Here is a 13670-nt window from a genome sequence, read left to right as displayed (position 1 = left end):
GAGGGCTCTCGCCCAGACCGCAAAAGAACTCAGGAAGCCATCCGCTGTTTGGCCGGATGCTCTTTGGGAAACGTCGGGTAGAGCCCTTTCACCCTCCCCATCTGCTGGGCAAGCCCAAGGACGCTGTCGATGAAAGGTGTCTCGATGCCGGCAAGCCGCCCCATCTCCTGCACAGAGGTAAGGAGCGCGTCGAGCTCGATGGGGCGGCCCTTGTCCACATCCTGCAGCATGGAGGTACGGTGAGTGCCGACACCGGCCGCGCCACTGATCCGACGCTCCACATCGACACGGAAAGTTGCGCCGAACTTCTCGCCAATCGCCTGCGCCTCCAGCATCATGTTTCGCGCCAGAGCGCGGGTGCCCGGATCGGTGGCAACAACATCCAGCGTCGCCCCGGTCAGCGCCGAGATCGGATTGAAGCAGAGATTGCCCCAGAGCTTGATCCAGATGTCGTTGCGAATGTCGTCATAGAAGCGCGGCTTGAGGCCGCCGGCCTCCATTGCCGCCGCGAGCCGCTTCACGCGCTCGCTGTCGCTGCGATCCGGCTCGCCGAGGCCGAACTGATTGCCGTAGATATGCCTGACGACGCCAGGCTCGGTAATTTCGGTTGCGGGATAAACAGTAGCACCGATCGCACGCTGGGGACCGATGACGTTCCACTGCCGGCCGCCGGGGTCTACGCTCTCGAGCCGCATTTCGTCGAACTTCGACCCGAGACCGTAGAAGTACCACCAGGGAATGCCGTTCTGAGCGGTCACGACAGCGGTATGGGAACCAAGCAACGGCACCATCTGCTCGGCCGCCTCCCAGGCCTGATGCGCCTTGAGCGCGACGATGACATAATCCTGAGGGCCGAATTCGCGCGGATCGCTGGAGGCGGGCATACGCTCCACGATCTCCTCGCCTTCCTTGACAAGCCGGAGACCGTTCTGCTGGATTGCCCTCAGATGGGCGCCGCGGGCAATCAGCGAAACCTCAGCGCCACCGGCTTTTAGCATCACCGCCAAATAGCCCCCGATGGCCCCTGCCCCATAGATACAGATCTTCATCCTTCCTCCTCCAGCCCTGATCCACTGTCTCAGCTACAAGCACGAAACAGGCGGATCATTCCCCTTCGACGCCTTTTGGGTAGCTGCCGGTGAGCACTCCCAAGGCCACTTCTATCCGCGCTTCGGATTATCATGCCTATCAATTCTGGTATGCATTATACCAGAAAATGCAAAATATCAATCCCCGTCTGCCGCCGTAGGGCGATGCTATTCGTTTAAACCTGCGAATGAACGGTCCTTGGCTGCTCTTAGTACCGTGGTGGTGGCTTAGGCTGGCATTCCGATGTTCGAGACACTCGGCGCCATTGGCGCCAATGTCTCGACTTTAGAATTCGAAATGGCTGCCCCATTTGGGCGATAATCCTGTCGGCGACGCGCCAAGCGCTGGCCATGATGGTCAGTGTCGGGTTGGTGCCCGTCCCAGTCGGGAAGGGTGGCCGTCTACCACGTAGAGGTCCTCCGCCTCATGGGCCCGGCACCACTTTGAAGCGCCGACGTATCGGCGCCGTCGCGGCTGCGGGCCGTGCCTGTGCGAGCAGCGGCTCAAGCTTTGCGCCGCACGCATGGCTCTTATGCATTGGGGCCCCTCGTTAAGAGCTCAAAGAACCACCATAATTGTTGCACACCGCACAATTTCGGGGTAAGGCGATGGGCAGGATAATTCGGAAAACTGGTGAATTCTTCACCATGATGGGCAGCGCGATGAATGCTGCGGCCGCCGTGGAAACTGGCCGCCGGCCGCGTCCGGGCGATCTGCGCCTGCTTGGCATCGATCCGATGCGGTTCAAACACCTCAAGTCGCCTAGCTAGGGCAGATTCCCGCGCAGATAGCGCAGGACAATGAAGTCCGCTTTCGGCAGATATCGTTGCCAGGAGCGATCTGGTCCGTGAAGCGCTCGCTAAAAAGGTCATTCGCCCCAAGCGCCCCCTATGCCGCGCACCAACGGCAAGGCAGAGTGTTTCCTCCAGACTTCCTTGCGCGAATGGATCTACGCCACGCCTTTTGAGACATCATTCCAGCGCTCGGACTGCGATGCCGGCCTGGCCGGCCGCCCTGGAAGATTGGGTCGGTGCGCAACTCGCGCTCGCGAGCGAAATCTCCCCCCGGTTAGATGGGTCCAAGGAAGAGTCGAAGTCTTCCGGTCGTGTCCATGCGCGAAAGCCTGGCGCCGGTTCCAACCGCGACGGACGCCCTTGGTCGTGATCCCATTCGCGATCCGATGGCGGCATCCAATCGGCGGACGGTCGGCTGGAGCGGTTGCCGGGTGGGACTTGCTGGAAAGCGCCGCCTTGGCACGGCGCACAACCCTGAGCAGACATTCCTCGGACCCTTGACATACTTAAAGCGGCCTTCCCGCGACCAGCGTCTTTGACACTTCTCAGACGATCTCGCTAACTCCGCACAAAATCCTTTAGGAACCGCGGCGGGACACAGCGACCCGGCTCACTTTCGCAATCATGCACGCATTTTCACGGCCCAATAAGTTCGCGAAGCAGATTTCGCAACTCCTCGGCCTTGCCATTTTGAAGCTGTTTGGCCAGCCGTTCTTCCTGCGCGACGGAGACATTGTGCAAGCGCTTCTGGAGCGCCTCGCCGGCCGGAGCGAGAAGAATGAGCACGCGGCGGCGGTCGGCAGGATCGGGAGCGCGGAAAACCAGGCCGTCGGACACCATGCGGTCGATCATCTTGGTCAGCGTCGTCGGCTCTACCAGAGCTTTGACGGCGAGTTCGCCCATCGGCAGGGACCCTGCCCGCGCGAGAACTTCCAGCACGCGCAACTGTTCGATTGGGACGCCGGACGGTCGCAGGCTTTCCTGCAGTTCCTCTTCCAGTTGACGATTTACGCTGGCGACGACGTAAGCCAGATGGTCGGTGATTTTCATCTTTGGACTGCATCTATCTGATGGGTGACGTGGAGCCGAACGAAGGGCCGTCGTGGAAAGATGGCGCCGGACAACCGAAACGGCCCAGAAGGCAGGATTGCGGGTTCCTGCTCAGAGGACCGCTAATCAGTCGAATAAAATCGTTGTCGTGGCTTGAACGCTTCCCGCCCAACATGCTGCCTCCTCCCATGGATCTTCTTTTCGCTCGCACAAGCTCTCGTTTCAGTAGCTTCATTTTCAGATATTACGGGTTTTGTGCCGTCCATTCAAGAGTGAAACACCGATCCGCCGACGCGTTGCAAGTCGAACGGGTGGGAAACCGGATTCTGCCGCTCGCGACCCGAACGGCAAGGTCTGCGCCTGCCCTAGTGGCTTGCAACGATCTTGAACTCGATCCCTTCCGCGGCGGCGAGGTGAACCTTCAAGGTCGGTCCCATCGGCGTCTTCAGAAGGGTGCTGCGCACCGCACTGCGCGCTACGGGACGCCTGAAGCTTCTCGCCAGCGATGCGGCATCCCATCGACCGATGGATCGGGCGAGATTGGCGACGACATTCACCCCATCATAGCAGGACTGGCATGCCTGATTGACCGGCGGCGCATATTCGCCAAAGCAATCGTGATAGGTTTCCAGGAAGCGGTCGTTGGCCGCCGATTGGACGCCCGAAAAATAGTTAAGCGCTACGTAGAGGTTCTCGGAGTGTTCGGCGCCGATTGCATAGAGGACGCTTTCGTCGATGGCGAGGCCGAAGCGCAGTATGCCCGCTGCAAGGCCCGCCTTCGAGAACGCCCTGTTGAAGCTTGCGGCTTCCGATCCCAGAAGCGCCATGACGACGACATCCGGCCGCGCCTTGCGAATCTGGTCGAGAATTTCCCGATGGTTGCCGAGTCCGAAAGACGGAAAGGCCTCACCGACTATCTTTCCGCCAGCGGCGTGGACGATTTCGCGAGCGCACTGATGAGCCCGGCGCGGCCAGACATAGTCGTTTCCGACGAGAAAGAAGCGCCTGGCCTTGCGCTTCTCGCTCAGCCAGGCGATTCCCGGTCCCAGCATCTCATCGTCGGTGCCGCCTGTTGCAACCGTATAGGGATTGCGCTCGCCGCCCTCATATTGAGGCGTATAGACATAAGGCACGCTCCCGGCGAGGCGCCGCCTGATCGCATCGCGAACGTTGCTCGGATGCATGCCGACGACGGCATGAACGCCATCTATGTCCACCAGTGTTCCAGCCGCCATGATCGCCTCGGTTTCCGACCAGCCGGCGTCGGCGATGACCAGTTCGACCTGCCTGCCCAATACCCCGCCGGCTGCGTTGATCTCGGCAACCGCAAGCATCGCACCGGTGTCGCAAGACGGCCCCCAAAGACCGGCCGGTCCGCTGCGCGATATAAGCAAACCCACTTTCATGGCGAACCCTTGTTTCTGACTCCAGACCTCCCTTGCCCAGAACCCTTTGAGTACGCAAGCAAGGAACATGCCACGCCCTCCAATCGCACCGGATGCGATCGAATCGGCCTGACGCTCCCTTGGCCCGGTCGATTCGTTCACCGGCGAGGGACAGGGCACTCATTTGAAGCGTACTCCCGCCGTTGCCGATCAACTGACCGTCGGAGTCTGCCTAGTTGAAAGGCACGTCTGCCGCCGTTTCGTGCATCCATTTTGATGAATATGCATCTATTTCATTTGCAAATACATCAAGCGCGAATTAGTAGATAGGTCGTCGGAGGCGGTCCCCTTCCAGAAGAGGTGACGAGGCAGACGCCAGCGGTTGAACGGCTGGCCTTGTGCGCCGTCATGCACAACCGGCAGATGATTCGGCGCGGATCGGCCGCGTCGCGACAAGGTAACGAGGGACACCGCATGCCGTCTTTGGACTCAAGACCGTCCGATGCCGCCGAGATGCAGAATGCGAATGACGGCGAAACACCGGCGACTACGCCGGACAAGGTTGCCGAACTGCGATCAAAGCGGCACGCGGCCTGGAGCTGGAAGCGGCCTGCGGTCTCGGAAAACCTCCTCGCCTCGCTGATCCTCCTCGCCGCGATGACCTCGTTCACGGCGATGACGGTGCTGATAAAGATCGCCGGACAGCGTATTCCGCTGGTCGAGATCCTGACCATCCGCCAGTTGGTGATGCAGGCGCTCATCGTGCCGTTTGTGATGACCGACTTCCCGGCCGTCCTACGCACGCCGCGCCCCATGCTGCAAATCACCCGCGGCCTGTTCCAACTGGGAGCGATGGTATTCAGCTTCGCGGCAGTGATCCATCTTCCGCTGGCGCTTGCTATGGCGCTCAGCTTCTCCTACGCGATCTTCGTGACCGTGGGCGCAAGCCGCTTCCTGAAGGAAAGAGTGGGCCGCGCCCGCTGGATCACGACGATCATCGGCATCATCGGCGTCTTCGTAATGCTGCGCCCAACCGGTAGCACATCCCTGCTTTATTCGGTCGTAGCGCTTCTCGGTGCGGTTTGCAGCGCAGCCTCGGCGCTCTCGCTGCGCGTGGCGTCCGGACCGGACCGGGCCACGACCATCCTCACCTACCAGGCCATGGTGCTGCTTGCCGCCCTCGCTGTCCCAACCGCTTTTTTTTGGGTCACTCCGACTTTTTCCGAACTCCTCGTTCTGTTGCTGGTCGGCGTCTCTGGCACGCTGGGTCAATGGCTGCTAACGGTGGCCTACCAGAAGGGACAGGCGGCGGCGCTGGCTCCACTCGACTTCGTGCGGCTGCTGCTGACCACGATCTGCGGTCTCGTTTTCTTCGACGAATCGCTCGAAGTGGAAGTGATGATCGGCGCGCTGATCCTCATCGGAGCAACGGCCTACACCTTCCGTACGAATGCCAGATTGGCAAGCGTTTTGAGGTAGTCGGGGCCTGTGAATTCCAACGGTGCGCTGGGGCGCTGGTAAGGGAGGATCGAGGCCATTCGGCTCAACCTTTCTTGACGACCGGCTGGCGGGTCGACGCGGGCCAATTCGTGGCCGGCTTCAGGCGCTGACCGGAATGCGCGTGCTTGCCGGAATCCTCCGCTGAAGCTTTCCGGTGAGCAAGTGGCAGGCGACCATATGCCCATCCTGCACCTCGACCAGAGCCGGCTCTTCGGCGGCACAGATTGGACCGGCGTGAGGGCATCTCGTGTTGAACCGGCATCCCGGCGGCGGATCGATGGTGCTCGGCGGATCGCCATCGAGAATGGTCGCATCGCTCGAACTCGGGCCTTCGAGAATCGCTGCGGCCAGCAGGGCCTCGGTATAAGGGTGCCAAGGGGTCTTGAAGACGCCGCCACGCGGACCCAGTTCCATGACTTTTCCGGCATACATGACGAGGATGCGATCGGCGATGTACTCGGCGACGCTGAGATCGTGCGTTATGAAGAGATAGGCCATGCCGGTGTTGCGCTGCAACTCCTTGAACAGGTTCAGCACGCGGGCCTGGGCAGAGAGATCGAGAGCCGCGACCGGCTCGTCCAGCACCAGAAGCTTCGGATTGACAGCAATAGCCCTGGCAATCCCCACTCGTTGCCGCTGGCCTCCGCTCAACTCATGGGGAAGCCGCTTGGCATGAGCGGCATTCAGGCCAACGCGTTCGAGCAGTTCCTTGACACGTTGCTCGACGCCCTCCTTGTCGCCACGCTTGAAAAGCCGGTTCACCTGCAGCGGGTAGGCGATCGATGCGCCGACCGTCATGCGGGGGTTCAGGGACCCGAAAGGATCTTGGAAGACGATCTGGGCCTTCAGCCTGAGCGAACGCAGTTCCTCGCCCTGGACATGGGTCACGTCCTCGTTGGAAAGCCTGATACCGCCGGACGACGGCTCGATCAGCCGTATGACGAGGCGTCCGAGTGTGGACTTGCCGCAGCCGGATTCACCGACCACGGCCACCACTTCGCCCTCCCGGATGTCGAAGCTGACTCCGTCCACCGCCTTGACGGTCCGTTCCGAACGCACCAGCGGATTGCCGCCGCGCGCGGGGAAATGCTTCTTGAGGTTCACGACCTCTAGGATGAGATTTTTGATCTTGATTCCTCCGGAAAGAAACAGGCGCTCCAATGGCCGGATTCGACCTCCGCAAGTGGAGGCCGCATTTCCTGGCAGACAGGCCGGCGGATGGGACAGCGCCCGTAGAATTTGCACCCAACTATGTCTTCGGTCGGAAGCGGCGGTTCGCCGGCCATGGGCCTCAGCGGCTCGCCGATACGCTCAAGCGCCGGCACGCTGTCCAGCAGCCCGACCGTGTAGGGATGCATGGGATTGCGGAACAGCACATCGGTGTCGCAGCTCTCGACGATCCGCCCGCCATACATGACCATGACGCGCGTGCACGCCTGGCGCACCACCAGCATGTTGTGCGTGGTGAGCAAGACAGCGGTGCCGAAAATGTCGGTCAGTTCGTCGAGATTGCGCAGGATGCTGGCCTGGACCGTGACATCGAGTGCGCTGGTTGCCTCATCCGCTATGAGGAGCGCCGGCCCCGTGATGATCGCCGTGGCGATCAGAACGCGTTGGCACATGCCGCCGCTCAATTGAAACGGATAGGCGCGGAGCACATCCTCGGGCGACGCCACCTTCAGCACCTTGAGGATGCGGGCCGCCTCGACATAGGCCGCCTTGCGGCCCACGCCTTTGTGGAGCGTCAGCGTCTCGGAGATCCAGTCGCCGATCTTCATCACCGGATCGAGATGGTTGAGCGGGTCCTGGAAAATCATCGAGATGCGGCTGCCTCTCAGACGCCGCATGCTCTGCGCATCGAGGCCAAGCAGATCCTGTCCTTCGAAGTGGATGCTTCCACCAACGATGCGGCCCGGCTCGCGCACCAGCCGCATGACCGAAAGCGCGGTGACGCTCTTGCCGCTGCCGGACTCGCCGATCAGGCCCAGATGCTCTCCCTTCGACAGGTGGAAATCCACCCCATCGACCGACTTCGCAATGCCGTGACGGGTGTGGAAGTGCGTCCTGAGATCCTCCACGCGGAGAAGTTCGTCGGGCTGCGGGACCTTGCCGGCGCCTGGATCAATGGTGCGGAAATGCTGTTGCATGGCCCTACATCCTCATCCGTGGATCAAGCAGGTCGCGCAGACCGTCGCCGAGGAAGTTGAAACCCGCAGCTAGAATGAAGATCGCCAGCCCGGGCAGGGTCGAAACATGCGGATGGAGATCCAGCACCTCGCGCCCGTCGTTTATCATCCGGCCCCAATCGGCCTGGGGCGGTTGGATGCCAAGTCCGATGAAGCTGATGCCTGCCCCGAAGACAACCATCGAACCGGCCAGCGATGCGCCATAGGCGATGACCGGGGCTAGGCTGTTCGGGATGATCTGGTCGAAGATGATCTGGGGCGTCGTGGCCCCGGAAACCTTTGCGGCGTCGACGAAGGGCTGTTCCTTCAGCGTGGTGACGACCTGGAAGGTGACGCGCGTCATCGGCGGCAGGAGCACGATCGACAGGCTGATGACGAGGTTCACCAGTCCCGGCCCCAGCGTGGCGGCCACTGCGATCGCCAGCAGGATGGGCGGCAGGCCGAAGACGACGTCCATGCTGCGCATGATGAGCGTTTCGGGAAGCTTGCCGATGTAACCGGCCACCGAGCCAAGCACGAGCCCGAGGATGCCGGCAATGGTGAGCGGCAGCACGGCGATGGCGAGTGAGCTTCTGGCTCCCCACATCAGCCGGCTCAATATGTCGCGGCCCTGCTGGTCGGCGCCGAGCAGATAGCCAGGCGAGCCGACCCCGGCCAGGCGGTCGAGCGGATGGATCCGGGTCGGACTGTAGGGGCTGAGCACCGGCGCCAGGGCGGCCATGGCGACGACAAAGCCCACCATGATCGCCCCGACCACGATCGATTTGTGGGTCTTGGCAAAGCGCCTGCCGTTCGAAAGCGCCAGCATCACACGCGAGGGGCTGCGGTCCGACGTGCTGTTGGGAGACAGTGAGACCATGTCTAGGCTTCCCGAACGCGCGGGTTGATGACCCGGTAAATGATATCGACCGCAAGGTTGAGGACGACGAAGATGAAGGTGCTGAACAGAACCAGGCCGAGCATCATCGGCATGTCGCGGCCGACGACGGATTTGTAGATTTCCAGGCCAAGGCCGGGCCAACTGAAGATGATTTCGACGAACAGCGCCGCTCCGAGGATCAGGTAGCCGATTTGCAGGCCGGTCATACTGACGACAGTCGGCAGGGCGTTGCGGAAGGCGTGGCCGAGAACGATCGTCCTCTCCCTAAGACCCTTGGCGCGCAGTGCCGTCATGAAGTCGAGCTTCAGAACCTCGAGCATCGCCGCCCGGGTCACCCGCGCGATGATCGCGGCAGGCGTCAGCCCGGCGACGATGGCTGGCATGATGAGATGCTTCAACACGTCGAACAACTCCATCTGGCCACTGAAGCTGTAGAGACCGCCCGTTGGCAGCCAGCCCAGTTGCACGGAGAAGACGAAGATGGCGATCAGGCCGAGCCAATAGGGAGGCATGCTGAGCGCAAAGACGGACAGGATGAGGATGAGGTGGTCGATCCAGCTGTTCTGCTTGACCGCCGATATGATGCCGGCTGAGATACCGACAATGGCAGCAAACAGGCTTGCTGCGCTGGTCAGCAGGATGGTGATCCAGAACTTTTCCAGCACCAACGGAAGCACCGGTACACGCTGCTGGATCGACATGCCCCAGTCACCCTGAAGCACGAGGCCGAGCCAGCGGAAATATTGCGCCAACAGTGGATCGTTGAGGCCGTATTTGATCCGCAGCGCTTCGCGCGCCTCGGGAGAGGCATACATCCCCATCAGCGCATCTATGGGGTCGCCTGGCGCGGAGTGGATCAGGAAGAAGACGATCGCCGAGCCGCCGAGAAGGACGGGTATGAGGAACAGGGTGCGGCGAACCAAAAGCGCAATCATTCACTAGCCTCGAAATTCGGTGGTTTTCGCGGTTGCCTTCGCGACGCCGATGGGTGTCGCGAAGGCAACGGAGCGCAGTCCGCCGTCTCAGTTCTCAAGCCATGCATTGCCCGGATACTGGAGCCATGCCTTGGCCGGCAGCCAGTTCTTAACGCTGGTCAGCGCTGCCATGGGCCGCAGTCCGTGCACTAGGGGAATGGTGCCGCTGTCGTCGATGATCAGCTTCTGCGCCTGCTGGTGCAGCTTGCGCCATTCTTCGATGTTGGCGGCGGTGTAGGCCTTCTGCAGCAGGGCATCGACCTCGTCATTCTTGTAGCACTGGTCGTTCATGCCGTTGGGCACGCAGCCCGAGCCTGTGTAGCCCATGTCGAGGATGAAGTCGGTGTCGTAGCCGCGGTCGAAGGTGACGCATTCGTCATCGGCCTTGGCCTTCATGTAGACCTCGCCGAAGACTGCATTGTCGCGGACGCGGATCTCCATGTTGACGCCGATCTCGGCCAGATTGGCCTGGACGAACTCATAGGCCTGGAGCGCGCCGGCGACCGGCTCGTTCTCGGGCGACGTGATGATGAAGAAGTTGAAGCCGTCGGGGAAACTGGTCTCCGCCAGCAGGGCCGTGGCCGCTTCCGGATCGTATTTCTCGAAGACCGGCAGGCTGGGGTCGTAGGAAGCCGAGCCGATGCCGTAGATCTGCGTCGCTGGCACCGCAGTTCCCTTGAGGATGACGTTGGCCAGCGTGTCGCGGTCGATCGCCATGTTGACTGCCTTGCGGACGCGCTTGTCCGAGAACGGGCCGCTGGCTTGCCAGCATTCGATCACTTTGGTGGCGGGAATGCCGCGCAGATAGACGTTGTATTTCGTGTCGCTCTTGAAGGATTCGACCTGATCGACCGGCAGGTCCCAGGCGATCTGTACTTCGCCGGCCTTCAGCGCGGCCGCCCGGGCCGCCGGCTCGATGATCGGCCGGTAGACCATCTGGTCGACGTAAGGCTTCTTGCCCCAGTAGTCGTCGTTTCGGGCCATCACGGTGCGCTGGCCGCGCACCCATTCGACCAGCTTGAACGGGCCGGTACCGACGGCATTCTGGCCGATCGCGTCCTTGCCGTATTTCTCGAAGGCGGCCGGACTCATGATGTAATAATTCGGAAGGCTCGCCAGCGCCTCGATGAGGCCGGCATTCGGCTCCGACAACTCGATCTGGAAGGTATATTCGTCGACGACCATCGATCCCTTTAAGCCCTTGAGGACGCCAAGCGCCGCACTGCCCGCCTGCTGGTCGTAATAGGGATGCTCCTTGTTGGTCATGCGCTGGAAATTGAAGTTCGCCGCTTCCGCGTTGAAGGGCGTGCCGTCGTGAAACTTGACGCCTTCCCGCAGCTTGAACGTGTAGGTCTTGCCGTCGGCAGATGCGCTCCAGCTGGTTGCGAGGCCCGGCACGATCGGCGGGAAGTCGGCGTCCGCCGTCCAGTCCTTCTCGACCAGCCCGTCGAAGATCGGCAACAAGGCGTTGTGCTGCGAGCTACTGGTGTATTTCTGGATGTCCAGGTCCGGCGTGTCGTTCGTGGTCGCGACGATCAGCGTGCCGCCAAACTTGGGCTCCTGGGCTTCTGCAAAATTGCCTAGTGGGAACAGGAGCAGCGCTCCGAGCAGTGCCTTCACCTTGCGGGCCGGAAATGGCAGCGTACTGCCAAATAATGCGCCAACTTGCCTCATAGTGTTCTTCTCCGTTCGTTTAAAACCATCAGTCGCTGACGTAGTAAGCGGGCGGACCTCTCGGACCGATGCAATCCACGTGCCAATTCGGCCGCCCCTTGCTGGAGCCTTAAGGGTAGAAGCTGTCCCAATCGACGGAACGCTGGTATGCGTGCGCGGCCTGGATGAGCAGGTCCTCGCGGAAATGCGGCGCGACGAGCTGCATCCCGATGGGCAGCCCTTCGGATTTGCCGCAGGGAATGCTGAGCGACGGAAAGCCCGTGATGTTGAACGGACAGGTATTGGCGCCCAGCTTGGCGACATTCTTGCCGAGCCCTCCGCCGAACAGCGTATGGTCTATTGCGTCGGCGAAATCGGTCGGGGTCACGTAAGGGTGCGACTTGGTCGGGCAGGTCGGCATGACGAGCAGGTCCACGTCCCGGAATGCCCGCTGATATTGAGCGACGATCGGGGGCCGCGCGCCCTGCGCCTTTGCGTAGAGCCGGCCGTTGGTGCGCTCATGGGCATAGGTTCCTGCCAGCAGGATGAGCTTGAAATTGAGCGGAATCTCGTGGCTGTGGCTATGCTTGGCCCGGCCGAACGCCGCCATGAAGGACGCCGGATAGAAGGACTTGCCGAAGGCATTGTAGAAGTTCGTGTCGAAGCCGGTCCGCGCACCTTCCAGGAAGATCGGCGCCAGCACCAGGGGCACGGTGCGGTGAACCGGGACAGACACTTTCGTGACCTGTGCGCCGAGACCCTCGAGCACGGCAATGGCCTGCCGCACCGCGCTCTCGACATCCTCTTCCGCGCCGGGAAGGTCAAAGCCCTCGTTGAGAATGCCGATGCGCAGACCTTTGACGTCCTTGCCAAGCGCGCCGACATAGTCCGGCAATTTCGCCGGAACCCGCGACTGCCGCGGGTCGTAATCGTCAGCGCCTGCCACGCATTGCAGAACAAGGGCGAGGTCGTCGACCGTTCTGGTCATCGGGCCGACATAGTCGATGCTCTGCTCGAGACCGAACACGCCGCTGTGCGGGACTAGGCCGTGCGTCGGCATCAGGCCGACGCAGCCGGACCATGAAGACGGAATGCGGATCGAGCCGCCCTGATCGCCGCCAAAGGCGATATCGAGTTGGCCGGAAGCAATGCCGGCGGCGCAGCCGGATGACGAGCCCCCTGTCACATAGTCGTGGTTATGCGGATTGAGCGGCCTACCGAAATCGCCGACACCGGCAACGCCGGGACCGCCGAAGGAGAAGTCCTCCATGTTCATCTTGCCGATGATCGTGGCGCCCGCATCTAGAAGCCGTGTGACGACGGTGGCGTCAAAATCGGGAGTGTAGCCATCCATGAAGTGGGAGCCCAGCGTCATCGGTACGCCAGCGACCGCGATGTGATCCTTCAGGCCGATCTTGCGCCCGGCAAGCAGGCCACCCTCCCCGCCCGTGACCAAGCACTTGCGGATGAAGATGTTGAGCGGGTCTTCATCCGCGGTTGGCCGGTATCCTGTGTTGCGATCGAAATGGCGCAAGGGCGGACGATGCTCCTCGATCCTCAGTTCGAGGAAATCCTCCATGTCGCCGACCTGCTTCTTGAACCGGTCGGTGAAGATGCGGGCTTCGGTGGTGGTGAGGTGAATGTCGAGCTTGCTCGCGGCTTCGACGAGGTCGTCGATCTCTGGACTTTGCAGCGGCATCAGAAAGCACCCGGCGTCGACTTGGACAGCGTCGACCGAAGGGAAAGATCGTTTCGAGATTCCAGCATGTCTTTTTCAGCTTCCTATCAATCGGCCGACCCGGCGCTCTGCCTGCCTGCGAATTTATTGAATACGATATATATGCATATTCAATAATTGCGATTGAATTATATCCAGAGTTAGCTGTCAAGTGGCAAAGGAGGCTGCTTGGTCAGAGAATCCCTGGGCGACAGGAGGCCGCCCGGCGTTTTCTTGGTCTAGGCGCTCGGCAATGCAGCCTATTTCGTCGTCCGTGAAGAAAGCGATTCTCGCGTCAACCTTGAAAGTGATCTGCGTTGGAGCGCTTTGTCCCAACTGAGGGGGCGGAGTTCAGGCTGATCGGGGCCGCAGTGGCGGCTTTGCGGGTGGCTGCGAGCAGCGTCAGGAAGAAGGCACACAAAAGCCTCAGCCAGTTCGAGAC

The 13670-nt window shown here is 61.4% G+C and carries 11 protein-coding genes; 2 read left to right on the top strand and 9 right to left on the bottom strand.

The annotated features are described in order from the left end of the window. Nucleotides 1–29 precede the first annotated feature (29 nt). Nucleotides 30–1049: a 2-dehydropantoate 2-reductase gene (locus NMG80_RS25740; protein ID WP_254020707.1), complete on the bottom strand. Its 1020-nt coding sequence runs from the start codon at nt 1047–1049 to the stop codon at nt 30–32. A gap of 648 nt (nt 1050–1697) precedes the next feature. Between NMG80_RS25740 and NMG80_RS25735 the strand changes: the two genes are divergently transcribed. Continuing rightward, complete coding sequence (locus tag NMG80_RS25735) at nt 1698–1859, top strand: hypothetical protein (protein WP_254020706.1); 162 nt, start codon at nt 1698–1700, stop codon at nt 1857–1859. A 660-nt stretch (nt 1860–2519) separates the two neighbouring features. Here NMG80_RS25735 and NMG80_RS25725 read toward each other — a convergent pair. Beyond that, a complete protein-coding gene (locus tag NMG80_RS25725) occupies nt 2520–2933 on the bottom strand; it encodes a MarR family winged helix-turn-helix transcriptional regulator (RefSeq protein WP_254020705.1) in 414 nt (137 codons plus the stop codon). 365 nt (nt 2934–3298) lie between these two features. Then, entirely contained in the window at nt 3299–4339 is a 1041-nt protein-coding gene (locus NMG80_RS25720) for a substrate-binding domain-containing protein (protein ID WP_254020704.1), read from the bottom strand. A gap of 453 nt (nt 4340–4792) precedes the next feature. On the opposite strand from NMG80_RS25720, the gene NMG80_RS25715 reads away from it, so the two are divergent. Then, nucleotides 4793–5797 (top strand): DMT family transporter, encoded by a 1005-nt coding sequence (locus tag NMG80_RS25715; RefSeq protein WP_254020703.1) that lies wholly within the window; start codon nt 4793–4795, stop codon nt 5795–5797. A gap of 120 nt (nt 5798–5917) precedes the next feature. Here NMG80_RS25715 and NMG80_RS25710 read toward each other — a convergent pair whose 3' ends face one another. The 6 genes from NMG80_RS25710 to NMG80_RS25685 form a co-directional block, all read right to left on the bottom strand. Next, nucleotides 5918–6922, bottom strand: coding sequence for an ABC transporter ATP-binding protein (locus NMG80_RS25710; RefSeq protein ID WP_436798678.1), 1005 nt, complete (start codon nt 6920–6922; stop codon nt 5918–5920). Nucleotides 6923–6927: 5 nt separating this feature from the next. Continuing rightward, nucleotides 6928–7965, bottom strand: coding sequence for an ABC transporter ATP-binding protein (locus tag NMG80_RS25705; protein ID WP_254020702.1), 1038 nt, complete (start codon nt 7963–7965; stop codon nt 6928–6930). Between the two features lie 4 nt (nt 7966–7969). Continuing rightward, nucleotides 7970–8863, bottom strand: coding sequence for an ABC transporter permease (locus NMG80_RS25700; RefSeq protein WP_254020701.1), 894 nt, complete (start codon nt 8861–8863; stop codon nt 7970–7972). A 2-nt stretch (nt 8864–8865) separates the two neighbouring features. Continuing rightward, entirely contained in the window at nt 8866–9819 is a 954-nt protein-coding gene (locus NMG80_RS25695; RefSeq protein WP_254020700.1) for an ABC transporter permease, read from the bottom strand. Between the two features lie 87 nt (nt 9820–9906). Beyond that, nucleotides 9907–11532: an ABC transporter substrate-binding protein gene (locus tag NMG80_RS25690; protein ID WP_254020699.1), complete on the bottom strand. Its 1626-nt coding sequence runs from the start codon at nt 11530–11532 to the stop codon at nt 9907–9909. Nucleotides 11533–11641: 109 nt separating this feature from the next. Then, nucleotides 11642–13210: an amidase family protein gene (locus tag NMG80_RS25685; protein WP_254020698.1), complete on the bottom strand. Its 1569-nt coding sequence runs from the start codon at nt 13208–13210 to the stop codon at nt 11642–11644. Nucleotides 13211–13670: the final 460 nt, after the last annotated feature.

Origin of the sequence: Mesorhizobium escarrei, assembly GCF_935825525.1 — a bacterium.
Classification (GTDB): Bacteria; Pseudomonadota; Alphaproteobacteria; order Rhizobiales; family Rhizobiaceae; genus Mesorhizobium; species Mesorhizobium escarrei.
Note: the sequence above shows the minus strand (reverse complement) of the source record. Positions and strands in the feature narration are given on the sequence as shown.